Annotated in this window: 21 protein-coding genes; 15 read left to right on the forward strand and 6 right to left on the reverse strand. The window is 41.5% G+C overall.

Features of this window, described 5'->3' with window-relative positions; translation table 11 throughout:
• Positions 1 to 140: 140 nt before the first annotated feature.
• Genes HHO47_RS14155 through murA form a run of 7 tightly spaced genes read left to right on the forward strand, consistent with a single transcriptional unit; the run spans position 141 to position 4801 of the window.
• Positions 141 to 956, forward strand: a complete 816-nt coding sequence (locus HHO47_RS14155; protein ID WP_169020878.1) for an ATP-binding cassette domain-containing protein — start codon at positions 141 to 143, stop codon at positions 954 to 956.
• Positions 956 to 1735: a lipid asymmetry maintenance ABC transporter permease subunit MlaE gene (gene mlaE, locus HHO47_RS14160; protein WP_169020879.1), complete on the forward strand. Its 780-nt coding sequence runs from the start codon at positions 956 to 958 to the stop codon at positions 1733 to 1735. Before HHO47_RS14155 ends, mlaE begins: the two co-directional genes overlap by 1 nt.
• A gap of 14 nt (positions 1736 to 1749) precedes the next feature.
• On the forward strand, positions 1750 to 2298 hold the full coding sequence (gene mlaD, locus HHO47_RS14165; protein ID WP_169020880.1) for an outer membrane lipid asymmetry maintenance protein MlaD: 549 nt from the start codon (positions 1750 to 1752) through the stop codon (positions 2296 to 2298).
• Positions 2299 to 2304: 6 nt separating this feature from the next.
• Positions 2305 to 2979 (forward strand): MlaC/ttg2D family ABC transporter substrate-binding protein, encoded by a 675-nt coding sequence (locus tag HHO47_RS14170; RefSeq protein WP_169020881.1) that lies wholly within the window; start codon positions 2305 to 2307, stop codon positions 2977 to 2979.
• Positions 2972 to 3265: an STAS domain-containing protein gene (locus tag HHO47_RS14175; RefSeq protein WP_169020882.1), complete on the forward strand. Its 294-nt coding sequence runs from the start codon at positions 2972 to 2974 to the stop codon at positions 3263 to 3265. The genes HHO47_RS14170 and HHO47_RS14175 overlap by 8 nt, the downstream gene beginning before the upstream one ends.
• 5 nt (positions 3266 to 3270) lie before the next feature.
• Complete coding sequence (locus HHO47_RS14180) at positions 3271 to 3528, forward strand: BolA family protein (protein ID WP_169020883.1); 258 nt, start codon at positions 3271 to 3273, stop codon at positions 3526 to 3528.
• A gap of 13 nt (positions 3529 to 3541) precedes the next feature.
• Entirely contained in the window at positions 3542 to 4801 is a 1260-nt protein-coding gene (gene murA, locus HHO47_RS14185; protein WP_169020884.1) for a UDP-N-acetylglucosamine 1-carboxyvinyltransferase, read from the forward strand.
• 72 nt (positions 4802 to 4873) lie between these two features.
• On the opposite strand, the gene HHO47_RS14190 is transcribed toward murA, so the two are convergent.
• The 3 genes from HHO47_RS14190 to HHO47_RS14200 all read right to left on the reverse strand — a co-directional run bounded on the left by HHO47_RS14190 (position 4874) and on the right by HHO47_RS14200 (position 8026).
• Complete coding sequence (locus tag HHO47_RS14190; RefSeq protein WP_169020885.1) at positions 4874 to 5956, reverse strand: trypsin-like peptidase domain-containing protein; 1083 nt, start codon at positions 5954 to 5956, stop codon at positions 4874 to 4876.
• Between the two features lie 102 nt (positions 5957 to 6058).
• Positions 6059 to 7411 carry a Do family serine endopeptidase gene (locus HHO47_RS14195; RefSeq protein WP_169020886.1) on the reverse strand — a complete coding sequence of 451 codons (1353 nt, stop codon included), beginning with the start codon at positions 7409 to 7411 and terminating at the stop codon, positions 6059 to 6061.
• A 171-nt stretch (positions 7412 to 7582) separates the two neighbouring features.
• Positions 7583 to 8026: a YhcB family protein gene (locus HHO47_RS14200; protein ID WP_169020887.1), complete on the reverse strand. Its 444-nt coding sequence runs from the start codon at positions 8024 to 8026 to the stop codon at positions 7583 to 7585.
• Between the two features lie 154 nt (positions 8027 to 8180).
• Here HHO47_RS14200 and zapE point away from each other — a divergent pair, with 154 nt between their 5' ends.
• The 8 genes from zapE (at position 8181) to HHO47_RS14240 (ending at position 14865) form a co-directional block, all read left to right on the forward strand.
• Positions 8181 to 9269 carry a cell division protein ZapE gene (gene zapE, locus HHO47_RS14205; protein WP_169020888.1) on the forward strand — a complete coding sequence of 363 codons (1089 nt, stop codon included), beginning with the start codon at positions 8181 to 8183 and terminating at the stop codon, positions 9267 to 9269.
• Between the two features lie 292 nt (positions 9270 to 9561).
• Entirely contained in the window at positions 9562 to 9990 is a 429-nt protein-coding gene (gene rplM, locus HHO47_RS14210; protein WP_002957960.1) for a 50S ribosomal protein L13, read from the forward strand.
• Positions 9991 to 10001: 11 nt separating this feature from the next.
• The gene (gene rpsI, locus HHO47_RS14215) at positions 10002 to 10391 is read left to right on the forward strand and encodes a 30S ribosomal protein S9 (RefSeq protein WP_016710054.1); all 390 of its coding nucleotides are present in this window, start codon (positions 10002 to 10004) and stop codon (positions 10389 to 10391) included.
• A 732-nt stretch (positions 10392 to 11123) separates the two neighbouring features.
• Entirely contained in the window at positions 11124 to 11714 is a 591-nt protein-coding gene (petA, locus tag HHO47_RS14220; RefSeq protein ID WP_145236799.1) for a ubiquinol-cytochrome c reductase iron-sulfur subunit, read from the forward strand.
• Positions 11714 to 12979 (forward strand): cytochrome b, encoded by a 1266-nt coding sequence (locus tag HHO47_RS14225; RefSeq protein ID WP_149980603.1) that lies wholly within the window; start codon positions 11714 to 11716, stop codon positions 12977 to 12979. The genes petA and HHO47_RS14225 overlap by 1 nt, the downstream gene beginning before the upstream one ends.
• Positions 12976 to 13719 (forward strand): cytochrome c1, encoded by a 744-nt coding sequence (locus HHO47_RS14230; RefSeq protein ID WP_169020889.1) that lies wholly within the window; start codon positions 12976 to 12978, stop codon positions 13717 to 13719. Before HHO47_RS14225 ends, HHO47_RS14230 begins: the two co-directional genes overlap by 4 nt.
• A gap of 79 nt (positions 13720 to 13798) precedes the next feature.
• Entirely contained in the window at positions 13799 to 14425 is a 627-nt protein-coding gene (sspA, locus tag HHO47_RS14235; protein ID WP_064667929.1) for a stringent starvation protein SspA, read from the forward strand.
• The gene (locus tag HHO47_RS14240; protein WP_169020890.1) at positions 14425 to 14865 is read left to right on the forward strand and encodes a ClpXP protease specificity-enhancing factor; all 441 of its coding nucleotides are present in this window, start codon (positions 14425 to 14427) and stop codon (positions 14863 to 14865) included. Before sspA ends, HHO47_RS14240 begins: the two co-directional genes overlap by 1 nt.
• A 146-nt stretch (positions 14866 to 15011) precedes the next feature.
• Here HHO47_RS14240 and dolP read toward each other — a convergent pair whose 3' ends face one another.
• Genes dolP through HHO47_RS14255 form a run of 3 tightly spaced genes read right to left on the reverse strand, consistent with a single transcriptional unit; the run spans position 15012 to position 16538 of the window.
• Complete coding sequence (dolP, locus tag HHO47_RS14245) at positions 15012 to 15578, reverse strand: division/outer membrane stress-associated lipid-binding lipoprotein (RefSeq protein ID WP_169020891.1); 567 nt, start codon at positions 15576 to 15578, stop codon at positions 15012 to 15014.
• On the reverse strand, positions 15578 to 16165 hold the full coding sequence (locus HHO47_RS14250) for an SIS domain-containing protein (RefSeq protein WP_169020892.1): 588 nt from the start codon (positions 16163 to 16165) through the stop codon (positions 15578 to 15580). Before HHO47_RS14250 ends, dolP begins: the two co-directional genes overlap by 1 nt.
• 1 nt (position 16166) lies before the next feature.
• Positions 16167 to 16538, reverse strand: coding sequence for a YraN family protein (locus HHO47_RS14255; protein WP_169020893.1), 372 nt, complete (start codon positions 16536 to 16538; stop codon positions 16167 to 16169).
• Between the last annotated feature and the right edge of the window lie 18 nt (positions 16539 to 16556).

A 16556-nucleotide genomic window follows, 5' to 3' on the forward strand; every position in this document is an offset into this window, starting at 1 on the left:
AATTAAAAATATTTTTACGCGGTAAGTCAACTGCGATAAGCTTTCTATGGTTATTACATAGAATATTACAAAATTTTACGATTTGTTTTTTCCATCTTGCCCTAAAAGCGCTTAAAATAGGTAAACTTGTAAAGATAGTAATGGAGAGCTACTTGTCGCAATCAATTGTAGAAGTCGAGGGGGTAAGTTTTTCTCGCGGTAATCGCAGCATATATAAAAATATGAGCTTTAGCGTTCCAAAAGGAGAAATTACAGCAATCATGGGGCCAAGCGGAATTGGCAAAACCACCATGTTGCGTTTAATTGGTGGTCAATTAAAACCAGATAGCGGCACTATTTTATTCGAAGGAAATAACATTCCTACCATGTCGCGCAAAGAGCTTTATGCTGCGCGTACCAAAATGAGCATGTTATTCCAAAGCGGCGCATTATTTACCGATATGTCAGTGTTTGACAATATCGCTTTTCCGCTGCGTGAACACACTCGCCTTAGTGAAGATTTGATTCGCCTTGTAGTGCTAATGAAATTACAAGCTGTTGGCTTACGTGGCGCACAAGATCTAATGCCTTCGGAATTGTCAGGTGGTATGGCACGTCGTGCCGCATTAGCGCGTTCAATCGCACTTGATCCTGAATTAATTATGTATGATGAGCCATTTGCTGGGCAAGACCCTATCTCCATGGGGGTATTAGTTAAGTTGATTAAATCGCTTAATCAAGTGCTTGGATTATCATCATTGATCGTAACTCACGATGTAACAGAAGTGATGAGTATTGCCGACCACGTTATCATTATTGCCGATCAAGGCGTTATTGGTAGCGGTACTCCGGATGAAATGCGTAATCATGAATCGGCTTTAGTTCAGCAGTTCTTAAAAGGATTATCTGATGGTCCAGTGCCGTTTCATTTCCCTGCACAGCCTTATCAAGAAGAATTATTGGGAGGGCGTCGCTGATGTTTGATTTTTTGCAAATGCTAGGTCATAAAACGTTAGGACGGTTTGCTGCACTTGGTCGCTCCACTCAGATGTTGATTGGTGCGTTATGGAGTTTGCCTAATTTTAGAAAAGGCACGCCGTTATTAATACGTCAATTATATATGGTCGGCTCGCAGTCACTGTTGATTATCATGGTGTCAGGCTTGTTCATTGGTATGGTATTGGCGTTGCAAGGTTATACCGTATTAGTTGGTTATGGCGCAGAGGATAGCTTAGGGCCGTTAGTGGCTTTGAGTTTACTCAGGGAGCTAGGCCCTGTTGTTACTGCATTATTGTTTGCAGGGCGAGCTGGTAGTGCATTAACTGCTGAAATAGGTTTAATGAAAGCGACTGAGCAGTTATCAAGTCTTGAAATGATGGCGATTGATCCTCTTAAACGTGTTATCGCGCCACGCTTTTGGGCGGGCTTTATCAGTATGCCATTACTGGCGTTAATATTTTCAGCAGTTGCAATTATTGGTGCTCATTTAGTGGGTGTTGATTGGTTGGGTGTAGATACGGGCAGCTTTTGGTCAATCATGCAATCGCAAGTATCATTCCAGCAAGATATAGTTAACGGCATGATCAAGAGTTTTGTATTTGCCATCGTGGTTACATGGATTGCGCTGTATAAAGGCTACGATTGTATACCGACCTCTGAAGGGATCAGTAAAGCAACAACAGAGACAGTGGTACACTCATCTTTAGCAGTTTTAGGGTTTGATTTTATTTTGACAGCGGTAATGTTTACTAGCTAATAAAGGTATAGATAATGAATTCACGGAAATTAGAAATTTTAGTTGGTTTTTTTGTTACGCTAGGCATCGCTGCTTTTGCTATGTTGGCGTTAAAAGTTGCCAATGCAGGGATCAGCGGCAACGGCGAAACCTATTTATTAAAAGCTAAGTTTGAAAATATTGGCTCGTTAAAAGCACGTGCACCAATTAAAGTTGGTGGTGTAGTGGTTGGTCGAGTTGAGGGGATTTCAATTCACCCACAAGAGTTTGTGCCAGTTGTTGATATGACCATTGATGCGCAATATCAATGTCGTTTTTCAGATACCAGCTCAGTGTCAATACTGACTTCAGGCATCCTAGGTGAACAATATTTGGGGATTAACCCTGTCATTGCACCAAAATCAGCTGAACAAGCATGTTTAGGTGTTGCGGTAACGAGTGATGATAAAAACTTAGGGTTAGATGAGTTGTTTGGTGTTGAAAGCAAAGCCTTAAATGATGGCGATTATATCACTGACACGAAATCAGCATTGGTGCTTGAAGAGTTGATCGGGCAATTTTTATTCAATCAAGGCGGCGAGTAAGTAATTATGTTTAAGAAATTTTTAATGGTAGTTGCGCTGACTTTCAGCGCGATCAGCGTAGCAAGTGATGTGGTCGATTTAAAAGACCCATATAAAATGGTCCGCCAAGTATCCGATAATACTTTTCAACGTATTACTCGTGACCAGCCTTTAATTGAAAAAAATAAAGAGCATCTACGAGTTATCGTTAAAGAAGAGTTGATGCCTTATATTGATTATAAGTATGCTGCACTGCGTGTATTAGGGAGTCATGTATCAAAAGTACGTGCGATTAAAGATCCTGCAGAGCAAAAACAAGCGGTTGAGGATATCAAACACTTTATTGATGTGTTTCAAGAATACTTAATCGCAACCTATGCAGGCGTGTTTACCCAATACAGCAACCAAAAAGTAGAGTTTGGGCCAAGTAAAGAGTTTGCCGGACAAGACCTAGTATTAGTGAAAACTAAGATTGTCGAGCCAGGTAAACCTGAAATTAAAATTGATTTTAAAGTACGTGCAGATCGCGGTGGCGAATGGCGTGCTTATGACATGGTTGCTGAAGGCATTAGTTTATTGGATGCCAAGCAAAGTGAATTTCAAGGCATTTTGCGCCAGCAAGGTATTAACCATGTAAGTAACCTACTTGAACAGAAAAGTAAGTTACCAGTACAATTTAGAGGTGAAGGCGGTAATGAGTAAAGTAACGGTTACTCAACTTGACGAACAGCACTATCGAGTCAGTGGTGAATTGACTCGAAATTCAATTTCTGCTGAACGACTTCTGAATAAAAACTCGCAAAGTAACCATAAAAACTGGTATTTTGACCTTTCTGACGTGTCTAGGGTTGACACGGCGGGCTTAGCTTGGTTAATTCACTCTTTCGCAGAATTAAAGCAGCAAGGTATTCACCTTGAATTGCAAAATATTCCTGAACAACTGCAAAAGTTGATGCAGTTGGGACAGGTTACCAACCTATTTGAGTGAGAGTTATGGAAACAAGCCAAGTCGAAACCTTATTGCGCGACGAATTGCAATTAGCTGAAGTACATGTGAAAGCCAACGGTAGTCATTATGAAGTTATCGCAGTCGGCGATTGTTTTGACGGTTTAAGCCGAGTCAAAAAACAACAGCTGGTATATGGTCCGTTGATGAGCACTATTTCTGACGGCACAATCCACGCAGTTTCGATCCGTGCATTTACACCCACTGAGTGGAAGCGCGAACAAAAATTCATTTTACCTCAATAAAAAAGGTTTCCTCATGGATCAATTTGTAATTCAAGGTGGAACCGGACTTGCGGGTGAAGTCACTATCTCTGGCGCTAAAAATGCTGCATTACCTATCTTGTTTGCTGCATTGCTAGCTGATGGTAAAAGTACCTTTAATAATGTCCCTCGTTTACGTGATATCGGCACTACAGAAGCACTGTTAAAAACCCTTGGTGCAGAAATCCAGTGGCACGGTGAACAGCTTGTTATTGATGGTGGTAAAGTGGATAAAACACTTGCACCGTATGAGCTTGTAAAACAAATGCGCGCATCAGTATTAGCATTGGGTCCATTATTAGCTCGCTTTGGTCAAGCACAGGTCTCGCTGCCTGGAGGCTGTGCAATTGGCGCACGCCCGGTCGATATTCATATTCAAGGTTTAGAGCGCATGGGCGCTGAAATCAATGTTGAAAATGGTTATATCAATGCCAAGGTAGATGGGCGTTTAAAAGGCGCTGAAATCTACATGGAAATGGTTAGCGTTGGCGCGACCGAAAATTTATTAATGGCCGCAACCTTAGCTGACGGCAAAACCGTATTAGAAAACGCCGCACGTGAGCCTGAAATCAGCGATTTAGCTACTTGCTTAATCGCAATGGGCGCAAAAATCAGTGGTGCAGGCACTAGCCGCATTGAAATTGAAGGTGTTGAAAAACTACATGGTTGTGAGCATCGAATCTTGCCAGATCGGATTGAAACCGGCACCTTTTTAGTGGCCGCAGCAATGGCGGGAGGGGAAGTACTATGTAAGCTTACCGATTTTCATAGTTTGGAGCCTGTGATTGAGAAGTTACGTGCTACTAACGCCTTGATTGAAGTACATAAAGATAGTATTTACCTTGATATGCGTGGCCGTGAACTAAAAGCCGTTAACATTAAAACCGTGCCACATCCGGGTTTTCCTACCGATATGCAAGCACAGTTTACCGCTTTAAATGTAGTAGCAAATGGCAATGCAACCATTACCGAAACGATTTTTGAAAACCGTTTTATGCATGTACCAGAACTACAACGTATGGGTGCTAATATTCGTTTAGAGGGCAATACGGCAATTTGTGGTGACACTAAGAGTTTGAGTGGTGCACAAGTGATGGCAACAGATTTGCGTGCATCGGCTAGTTTAATTTTGACAGGTATTGTCGCGCAGGGCGAGACGGTTGTTGACCGTATCTACCATGTTGATCGTGGTTATCAACGGATCGAAGATAAACTCAGCGCGTTGGGTGCAAACATCAAACGCCGAAGTAGTTAAATACGAGTTAAAAGGTTCAAGTAACAAGGTTCAAGTGAGAACCTTGTTTTACCTTTTACCTTGAAACTAGAATTATAGTTTAGTCTCTAACTCTGCAACCTTCACCATCACTTTTAGTACTTTTCCATTGCGATAAAGTTCAAACTCTATTTCATGACCCGGTTCTGAATTACCAATTCTGGTTAAGGTTTTTTGTGGGTTAGTGACATCGTCACCGGCAATTTTAATCACAATATCTTGTTCTTTAATACCAGCTTGCCATGCTGGACCTAATGGATCTAGGTTAGTTATACGTAAGCCCGCAATAGGGGTGAACTTATCGCTCACTTCTTTACCTGTACTATCAACGGCAGTACCTGTGAAGCCCAAGTAACCACGCACAACACGACCATGACGGATCAGTTTATCCATTACTTCTTTCGCTAACGAGTACGGTACGGCGAAGAATATGCCTTGGATATCCAGATTCTCACGCGTTTTAAATTGCGCCGAAGTGATGCCAACCAAGTCGCCATTAGAGTTCACCAGTGCGCCACCTGAGTTGCCGACATTAATGGCTGCATCCATCTGTAGCAGGCTATTATAAGGACTATCGGTAATTTTTTGCTTACCCGTAGCACTGATGATCCCCTGGGTGATCGTTTGCCCTAGATTAAGCGGATTACCAATCGCCAGTACCACATCGCCCACGCGAGGCGTAAAACGCTCACTAATTGGAATTACTGGCAAGTGCTCCACGTTAATTTTCAATAGTGCTAAGTCGGTGATGGTATCAAAGCCGATGAGCTGAACATCAAAATAACGGCGGCCATCAGTGAGTAGCACCATAATTTGGTCAGCATTATTGATCACATGGTAGTTAGTCAGTATGTAGCCATCACTTGACATGATCACCCCAGAACCAAGTTCTTGCACGGTGTTTTGCCGTTTATAGCGAGGCTCTTTTGAAATACTCTCAGAAATGATAGTCACTACAGATGGTGCTGCACGCTGTACTGCATCTGCAAAACTCAAATGGTCTATACTCATGGCACTTGGTAAAGGTACATTGGGTAATAGCGTTGCACGCATGTTTGGGCTAAAAAACACCACCAAAAATGCGATACCGAGTCCGGCAAATAGCGGGGGAAAGACAAACTTAAAAAATTTCAGCACAATGTTCTTATTGTTAATGAGCGATCTTCTAATGATGGCACAAAAAAAATAGCAGCGGCAAGTGCCACTGCTATTATTTGTGTTATTTACCTAATATTTATTTTATTGGATTAAAACAAATACCGACTCACGACCGCGTTGTACTCCAAGTACGATGTTACCTTTAGTGTTTTCGATGATCTTATTCATGTCGCTAATTGTTTCAACACGCTGACGGTTTACTTGCATTACTACGTCGCCTTCTTCAAGGCCGACTCTAGCCGCTGGTGAGCGTGGATCAACAGTTGTCACCTCAACTCCTTTATTACCATTCTTTTGGGTGTTTTCAAGTGTTGCACCCTGAAAGGCTGGATGTAGTTCATCACCGGCTGCGGTTAATGCTGCTGCGCCATCAAGGGTGACTTTAACGGTTTGCACTTTACCATCACGATAAATGCCTAATTTTACCTTTTTACCTTCTCCTAGCGTGGCAATTTTACTGCGCAGTTCATGGAAGCCGCTGATCTCACTACCATCAATACTAATAATGACGTCACCTGCTTTAATACCAGCTTCACTGGCGGCAGAATCATCCATTACTTGCATAACATAAGCGCCTTGTTTTACATCAAGCTGTTGCGCTTTGGCAAGACCAGCATCTAGTGGACGTCCAGAAATACCGAGTGAGCCACGGCGCACTTCACCATGTTCAATAATTTGGTCCACGAGATTTTTCATCATATTAGATGGAATTGCAAAGCCGATACCAACATTGCCACCCGATGCACCTAAAATGGCTGTGTTAATACCAATTAGCTCACCGTTTAAGTTAACTAACGCACCACCTGAGTTACCTTGGTTAATAGCAGCATCGGTTTGAATAAAATCTTCATAGCCTTCAATATTTAAACCACTGCGGCCTAGTGCACTAACAATCCCAGAGGTAACGGTATGACTTAAACCAAACGGATTACCAATTGCTACTGCAAAATCACCCACTCGCAGTTGATCTGAGTTTGCAAGTTTAACGGCGACTAAATCCTCGGCATCAATTTTTAATAACGCAATGTCTGATTCTTTATCGCTACCGATTTTAGTTGCTTCATATTCGCGACCATCTTCAAGAGTAACCAGCATTTTTTCAGCATCTTGAACTACATGGTTATTGGTAACAACATAGCCTTCTTTGGCATCAATAATAACGCCTGAGCCTAAACCACTAAATTCACGTTTTTGGCTACGCGGTTGCGGGTTGCCAAAAAAGAAATCAAGTGGATCGGCACGACGCCGAATTTCCTTTGAACCGGAGACTTGGATACTAACAACGCCAGGTGTTATTTGTTCTAGCATGGGCGCTAACGTTGGTAATTGTTGACCATTCACAGCGATAGGCATTTTTGCCATTGATACCGCTGGGGTTATTAATAAGCTGGCAGATAACATTGCTGCACTGATTAACGATAATTTCATTTTCATAGTCAGGGTTTACTCCACATCACAGGAAAAAGCACAAACAAAAAGGCTGCATAGGCAGCCTTTATCAATGTTGTTCTAAACCCCAAAATAAGTAAGTTATTTTAGGGGGCTTAGATATATATAAAACATAAGCTGCTCTATCTACAGACTATGGGGTCAAAAAAAAGTTCATCAAGATATTTTAGAATGTTCTGAAACTTTATCTTCACCAGCGAATAATCCTGATGTGCCTGACACATAATCAGCTGGCTGAGCATGTGCTGATGAGCGGTCACTTTGGCGTTCTTTTAATGAACGTTGTAGCTGCTCCGTCGTTTCTTTCGAGAAAAATGGTTCGCTAGGATGTTGCTTTTTATCAGTTAATAGCAGCTTGTTAGTTTCATCAACATGATTTAATAATTGCTCATAGTTATCTTTCATTTTATTGACTAGTTTACCCGTACTCGCTAAATGATCTGCTACGTCTTGACGGTATTGTTCCAATGCATTTTTTGCTTGCTCAGCTTGCTGCTCTAATTCATCTTGCTTAAATTGCTTTTTGGTAACAAACGCACCAAGGAAAAATGCAGCGACTGCTACAATAACAATAATGCCGATCCAAGTAACTGTGCCCATAAATTTTACCCCTTTGGGAATTAATACGTAAAAAAATAAAAATAACGCCTAGATTGCGTATTCAATAATAAATCCTGTTGCTGCTAATATACCCCGAGTTGCGATGCGTGTTAATATATTGCGTAAATTAAACAGGGTTTTATTGTAACTACCTATGACTCCATGGCAAAAGTACCAACAAGATTTACAGCGTGAAGACTTTGTTTACGATGCTGCGCAAGAAAATGCAGTGCGTCATCTACAAAGGTTATTTGATGACTTAACTGCACAAAAGCCCGCAGCTCAAGGCTGGTTTTCTAAACTATTTAATAAAAATAGCACGGCGCCTATAAAAGGTCTGTATTTTTGGGGGGGAGTAGGACGCGGTAAAACGTATTTGGTTGATACCTTTTATGAAGCTTTGCCTGGCAAGCGAAAGATGCGCGTACATTTTCATCGCTTTATGCACCGTGTTCATGATGAGCTAAAAAAATTAGATAAAACAGCCAATCCTTTAGAGACCGTGGCTGATATTTTTAAAGCTGAAACCGATATCATCTGCTTTGATGAGTTTTTTGTACAAGACATTACAGACGCCATGCTACTTGGCGGTTTAATGGAGGCCTTATTTACACGCGGCATTGTTTTAGTCGCAACATCTAATATAGTGCCTGATGAATTATATCGAAACGGCTTACAGCGAGCTCGCTTTTTACCTGCGATTGCATTAGTTAATGCCAACACTGAAATAGTAAATGTAGATTCAGGTATTGATTATCGCTTACGGACTTTAGAACAAGCCGAAATATTTCACAGCCCATTAGATGAGCAAGCCGATAAAAATCTGTTTGAGTATTTTGACAAGTTATCGCCAGAGCCTGGTAAACTTGATCACCCCATCGAAATTGAAGGGCGAATGATCAAAACCCGCAAGGTCGCTGATTGTATTGTGATGTTTGATTTCTCTCAGTTGTGTGAAACCGCGCGTAGCCAAGTCGATTACATGGAAATAAGCCGTTTATATAACACTGTTATTTTATCGAACGTAAAACAGCTTGGGCAAAGTAATGATGATGCTGCCCGCCGCTTTATAGCTTTGGTGGATGAGTTTTACGAGCGTCACGTCACACTTATTATTTCTGCTGAAAAACCGATTACGGAACTCTATACTCAAGGCAACCTTAACTTTGAGTTCAAGCGCTGTATCAGTCGATTACAAGAAATGCAGTCGTTAGAATATCTAGCAAGAGAGCATTTAGCGTAACGTCAGCCGTCAGATAAAGATAAGATTTTCTTGACTCTGAAGTTGATAGGGACAAAGTTTTGATAACTGATAGAACAATTTTCTTGTGGAAAAAACAACCGTCGAGTAGCAATGTGATAAAAGTGCTGATATACTCCCGCGTCTGCCACGTTGCGTTCTATTGCCTTCATTAGATTAGCCTCTTTTGAATGGCGCAAAAGTCTTAAACTCGAAGGGGTTGGAGCAAACATTTAGAGCGGTAATTAATAATAATTACCTGTGGTTTTAATTGAAAAACATTGGATTTTTATAAATGAAAACGTTTGTTGCTAAACCAGAAACAGTAAAACGTGACTGGTACGTAGTTGACGCTGAAGGTAAAACTTTAGGTCGTATCGCTACTGAAATCGCTCATCGCCTACGCGGTAAGCACAAAGCTGAGTACACTCCACACGTAGATACTGGTGATTACATCATCGTTATCAACGCGGAGAAAGTTACTGTAACTGGTAACAAGTTCAAAGATAAAGTGTACTATGCTCACTCTGGTTTCCCAGGTGGTCTTAAGTCTACTACTTTTGATAAACTTCAAGCTGCAAAGCCTGAAATGATCATCGAGAAGGCTGTTAAGGGCATGTTGCCACGTGGTCCTTTAGGCCGCGCAATGTACCGTAAACTTAAAGTTTACGCAGGTACTGAGCACAACCATGCTGCACAACAGCCTCAGGTTCTAGACATTTAAGGAGCACTAACATGGCAAATCAATACTACGGTACAGGTCGTCGTAAAAGTTCAAGTGCTCGCGTATTCTTACGCCCAGGCACTGGTAATATCGTAATCAATAATCGCTCTTTAGAAGAGTATTTTGGTCGCGAAACAGCACGTATGGTTGTTCGTCAAGCTTTAGGGCTTGTGGATATGACTGAGAAGTTTGATCTTTACATCACCGTTGCTGGTGGTGGTACTACTGGTCAAGCTGGTGCTATCCGTCACGGTATCACTCGTGCACTTATGGAGTTTGACGAGTCACTACGTCCACAACTTCGTAAAGCAGGTTTCGTTACTCGTGATGCACGTAAAGTTGAGCGTAAGAAAGTGGGTCTTAAGAAAGCGCGTAAGCGTCCACAGTTCTCAAAACGTTAATATTTACGTTATCAAGAATTTCAAAAACCCAGCTTTGGCTGGGTTTTTTGTTTTTCGAGCTATATAAAGCTAGCGAGGGTAAAGTTAGCGAGTTGCACAGCGTCAACCAATGCACCGTAGCGTGGGTTGAGTATCACGAAACCCGCGGATAAAAGAACGCGACGACCACTTCAGGGTATAACATACACTTTTAAAACAGCTACCCTTTTAATTTTGCAGTATTTGAATCCTGAAAAACTCGCACCTTTTATCAGAGATGAGCCAACTCGCTCTTTTTATAAGTAACCAGCAAACTCGCAATAAATATACGCCTAATAATTAACCTACTACAGTCCTTCCTGCCTATAACCTGAAAAAAAGTTCAATAATTATCATAATAAGTGTAAATCGGTCAGTTAATTGGTGAATTTTTTTGCTACAATTGTCAGGCAAGTAATGTGAGTGAGTTCAACAGCACCATGTGCAGTTTATCTGCTTCCTTTTAGTGAGGTTGATCTTGGTCAGTATATTGTTTTTGTAAAAGTTATATCATAGAAACGGCTCTATGCTCGAGCTAACTTAGTCAATTAGTTGATAAAGTCGGGATTATTCGAGCATGAGGCTGTTAATAACCTTGTTTTAATCAAGGGTTTTAATTATGATCGCTTCTATTTTAAAATTTCGAAAAATTAACCTGCTGTAACTGATGTTCTCAATATAGCAAGTGTTGAGAATCATAGTGGAGATAAGTGGATGAGCAATGCGCCTGTAGACAATGGCCGACGTCGCTTTTTAACCATAGCTACCTCTGTTGTAGGTGGTGTTGGTGCGGCTGGGGCTGCTGTTCCTTTTATTGCGTCTTGGAATCCAAGTGAGCGAGCTAAATCTGCGGGTGCGCCTGTAGAAGTAGATATCAGCAAACTTGAGCCGGGACAATTAATACGTGTCGAGTGGCGTGGTAAACCTGTATGGGTTGTATCACGAACCCCTAAAATGCTTGAGCAGATGAAAGAACATGAAGGTCAACTTCGTGATCCGCAGTCGCAAGAGCCACAACAATTAGAATCATCAACAAATGATTACCGTTCATTACGCCCTGAGATATTTCTCGCTGTTGGTATTTGTACGCATTTAGGGTGTTCACCTGGCTTTTTCCAAGGTAATTTTGGTGAAAAGGTTGAGGGAACAGATGATGGTTTCTACTGTCCATGTCACGGTTCTAAATTTGATATGGCTGGCCGTGTATTTAAATCGGTACCTGCCCCGTTAAACTTAGAAATACCACCTTACACATTTCTTGATGAAACCACTATTTTAGTGGGCGAAGAAAAAGGGGTAGCCTAATGTTCGGTAAAATTATTGGTTGGATTGACGACCGTATCCCAATGACCCGTGTTTGGAACATGCATATTGCACAGTATCCAGCACCGAAAAACTTTAACTTCTGGTATTTCTTTGGCTCATTAGCCATGTTAGTACTAGTAAACCAAATTCTTACCGGCATTTGGTTAACGATGAACTTTGTTCCGTCTTCTGAGGGCGCATTCGCTTCAGTAGAATACATCATGCGTGATGTAGAATACGGCTGGTTACTACGTTATTTGCACTCAACAGGTGCGTCAGCGTTTTTCATCGTTGTATATATGCATATGTTCCGTGGCATGATCTACGGTTCTTACCAAAAACCACGTGAATTACTGTGGTTATTCGGTATGTTTATCTTCTTAGCGTTAATGGCTGAAGCGTTCATGGGTTACTTATTACCATGGGGGCAAATGTCATTCTGGGGTGCACAGGTAATCATTTCACTATTCGGGGCTATTCCGGTTATTGGTGATGACTTAACACTTTGGATCCGTGGTGATTATGTAATATCAGGTGCAACGCTTAACCGCTTCTTTGCATTACATGTTATTGCTTTACCATTGGTTATCGTAATTTTAGTATTCTTACACATTGTGGCACTGCACGAAGTGGGTTCAAATAACCCTGACGGTGTTGAGATCAAGCGTAAGAAAGGCTCTGTTGCTGAAGAAGATAAGCCTAAATTTAAATTCCATGAGTATTACACTGACAAGAAAGATATTGTTGATGCGATTCCGTTCCATCCTTATTACACAGTAAAAGATATTGTGGGTGTGGTTGGTTTCTTAATCCTGTTTTGTTGGGTGGTGTTCTTTATGCCTGCGATGAATGGTTTCTTCCTTGAAGGACCAAACTTTGAAGCGGCAAACCCACTTAAAACACCTGAACATATTTTCCCTGTTTGGTACTTTACGCCATTCTATGCAATCTTACGTGCAATCCCAGATAAGTTAATTGGTGTTGCTGCGATGGGGGCATCGATTGTAGTGCTGGCGTTATTACCTTGGCTTGACCGTGGCACAGTGAAATCGGTTCGTTACCGTTGTGGCTTCCATAAATGGAATATCGCAGGTTTTGTTGTTACTTTTGTGCTTCTTGGTTGGGTGGGTGCAACTCCACAAACTGATATGAAGACGATAATTTCACAAATCTGTACTGTGACTTACTTTATGTTCTTCGTACTGTTGTTTGTATACAGTAAGAATGAAAAAACTAAGCCATTGCCAGAGAGGTTAACGAAATGATGAAAAAGCTAATTATCGGTTTATTTGCTTTATCAATAAACGTATTGCCGGCAATGGCGGCAGGTCCATCGGTTCCATTAATGGAAGCTGGTAATGACCTAACTGATCAGCCTTCGTTGCAACGTGGTGCAAAGTTGTTCATGAACTACTGTCTTGGTTGTCACCAAATGGAGTATCAGCGTTATGAGCGTACTTTCCGTGATATCGGTATTCCAAAAGAAGTTGGCCTTGAGCAGTTAATTTTTGATGGTTCAAAAGTCGGTAGTCATATCACTAACGCAATTACTAAAGATGATGCAGCAAAATGGTTTGGTGCGGCTCCGCCGGATCTAACTCTAATTGCGCGTGTTAAATCTCCGGATTATATTTACACGTACTTAAAGTCATTTTATAAAGATGAATCTCGTCCGTTTGGCGTTAACAATATTGTTTTCCCATCGGTAGGTATGCCTCACGTTCTACAAGAACTACAAGGTTTACCAACGCCTATTACTGAGGAAGTAGAAGAGCATGGTCACACTGTGACTAAAGTTATTCGTACTGAAACAGATGGGACTGGCGAAATGAGTGTGGACGAGTACGATCAAGCGGCTCGTGACTTAACTAACTTCCTTGAGTACGTGGGTGAACCTTCACGTCTTGAATCGGAAGCGTTAGGTATCAAGGTTATCGGATTCTTAATTATCCTATTTATCTTGGCATTCATGCTGAAGAAAGAATACTGGAGAGATGTTCATTAATTTTGAGCATATTTAAAGGTAATTTTGCAATAGGGGCTCAAGCCCCTTTTGCTGTTTTTGTTATTTAATGGAGGTAGGCATGGCCGTAGCTGCCAATAAGCGCCCTGTAATGACCCTTTTTTCTGGTGCTAACTGTATGTATAGCCACCAAGTACGCATTGTACTTGCTGAAAAAGGCGTAAGTGTAGATATTCACCTGGCTGAAAAGGACAACCTGCCAGAAGCACTTCATGAAATTAACCCTTACGGTACAGTGCCAACACTGATCGACCGTGAGCTTGGTTTATATCAGGCAAACATCATCATGGAATACCTTGATGAACGTTTTCCTCATCCTCCACTAATGCCTGTTTATCCGGTAATGCGTGGCCGTAGCCGTTTAATGATGCATCGTATCGATACGGATTGGTACAGCCTTGCTGCTAAAATTTATGCAAATGGTGCAGAGTCTGCACAAGCGCGTAAAGAGCTAACAGAAGCTTTACTGGCTGTTTCAGCCATCTTCACAGAAGCGCCATATTTTATGAGCGAAGAGTTTAGTTTAGTTGATTGTTACTTAGCACCATTATTATGGCGTTTACCAGAACTTGGTATTGAGCTAACTGGAGCCGGTTCTAAAGAGATGAAAGAGTATATGATCCGTTTATTTGAGCGTGAATCATTCCAAGCTTCTCTTACTGAAACTGAGCGCGAGATCCGTTTGTAATGACGCCTAATCGTCCTTATTTACTTCGTGCTTTCTTTGACTGGATTGTTGATAATCAGTGTACACCGCATTTAGTGGTTAATGCTGATTTCCCAGCCGTGCAAATACCAACACAGTTTGTTCAAGATGGACAAATTGTGTTGAATATTAGCCCATCAGCTGTCACACAATTCTCAATGGATAATCAGCAGTTGAGCTTTAATGCCCGCTTTGGTGGCCAGCCAATGCAAGTATACGTGCCAATTGGTGCGGTACTTGCTATCTATGCCCGCGAAAACGGTGAAGGCACTGTGTTTACTGCAGATGAGTTTTTAGAAGATGAAGACGAGTTTGCAGCTGAGTTAGAAAGTGTTGATATCGCAGACGAATTATTACCTGACGAGCCAGCTCCTTCTAAGCCTGAAAAGAAAAAAGGCTCACACTTACGTGTTATTAAATAATATGTAATTGTTTGATAAAAACCGCTGATCAAGCGGTTTTTTTATGGCTGTATAAAAGCAGACTGAAGGTCAAAGGTCAAAGGCGTTACGTAAACTAAGGGCTACGGGGTTGTCATGGGTGTTTTAATTCCTAGAACCTGATACCTTTACAAATATTCAAACACTTTAATAACGCGTTCTACACCCGATACATTACGAGCAACATCTACAGCAGTGTTTGCTTCAGCATCTGATACTAAGCCCATTAAAAACACCTCACCGTTTTCAGTCACTACCTTGATATTGTTACTGCTGATATTGTCAGTGGTGAGTAACTGCGTTTTTACTTTAGAGGTTAACCAAGAATCATGGGTCTGGGTGCTCATGCTAATGTTGGAGCCAATACGAATTTGGTTATGTATTTTGCGTATTGCAGGTAAGCCCTCAATCGTATGCTGAGCCTGGTCTTTCATTTCTTGAGTTGCAACCTGGCCTATTAACAATACAATGCCGTTAACGCTAATTACGCTGATATTGGCATGATCAGCAAGGCGAGACACATCGTTTATTGCGACCCCAGCTTTGATTTCGATATTGTTATCATCTATTTGTGAACCAATAGTACGACGATCATTCGCTGCAGTAACGGCACCGGCGGTACCTGCAACCACAGCCGCGGCGCAACCTTGTAATAATAGTACCGTACTAATAACAATTAGAGATTGTTTCAACATTAATTTTCTTCCTGTGGGAATAGGGTCAAGTCGACGAGTTCACTCAAACAATGAAGATTAACCAGGTGAGATTCAATGATGCGGCTCGGACGTTTTGACGGGACACGAATTTCGACATCATTGGCACCGAGTAAACCTACTAGTTCACCGCCGTCATCACCAATCATAACAATAACTTTCATGTCTTTGGTAAGTGCGGCTTCGACAGCAGATATGATGTTTTTTTCGTTGCCATTGATTGCTAAAACCAAGAGTAAGTCACCTCGTTGAGCAAACGCTCGTACTTGACGGGCAAAGGTTTCTTGGTCGTCACTTTGGTTACTTGAACCAAGATTGATATGTTCTTGTGATAGCGCAATTGCCGGTAAACAAGGACGTTCAGTTTCGTAGTAGTTGATCAATACGCCTGCCATATGTTGAGCCAGCATGTGGCAGCTGGCAGTACCGCAACAAATCAACTTATTACCATTGATTAGGCTTTGCGCTATAGTAAATGCAGCGGCTTCTAAGGCGCTTGGGAGTACTTCACCGGCGGCTATTTGCACCTGAATGCTTTCTGTAAAAATCTCTTTTATAGTATCTTGCATATTAAAATACGTTTTTTATCCAATTAAGTTGTTGCGATGTGTCGCCAGTTATTGCGACAAAGTCGATTCTTATTGCTTGATCACTAAGCTTTTTCGTTGCTAAATAATGGTAAATAGAGCGTTTTAAACGTTCTTGCTTTTGTTTACCTAAAGCGTGGATTGCTCCACCTTTAACATAGCTACTGCGAAATTTCACTTCCACAAACACTAGCGTGTTGCCATCGCGCATTATTACATCTAGCTCCCCGTAGGGGCAGTTATAGTTACGCTCTATTGGTATTAACCCTTGCGTCACTAAGTATTTTTGCGCTTGTAGCTCGTAATACTGGCCTTTCTCTCGGCTATTTTGCCACAGTTGTTTAAACCACGACATCACAACATCCTTGTTTTA

The sequence above is a fragment of the Pseudoalteromonas arctica genome (genome assembly GCF_012927645.1).
Taxonomy (GTDB): domain Bacteria; phylum Pseudomonadota; class Gammaproteobacteria; order Enterobacterales; family Alteromonadaceae; genus Pseudoalteromonas; species Pseudoalteromonas arctica_A.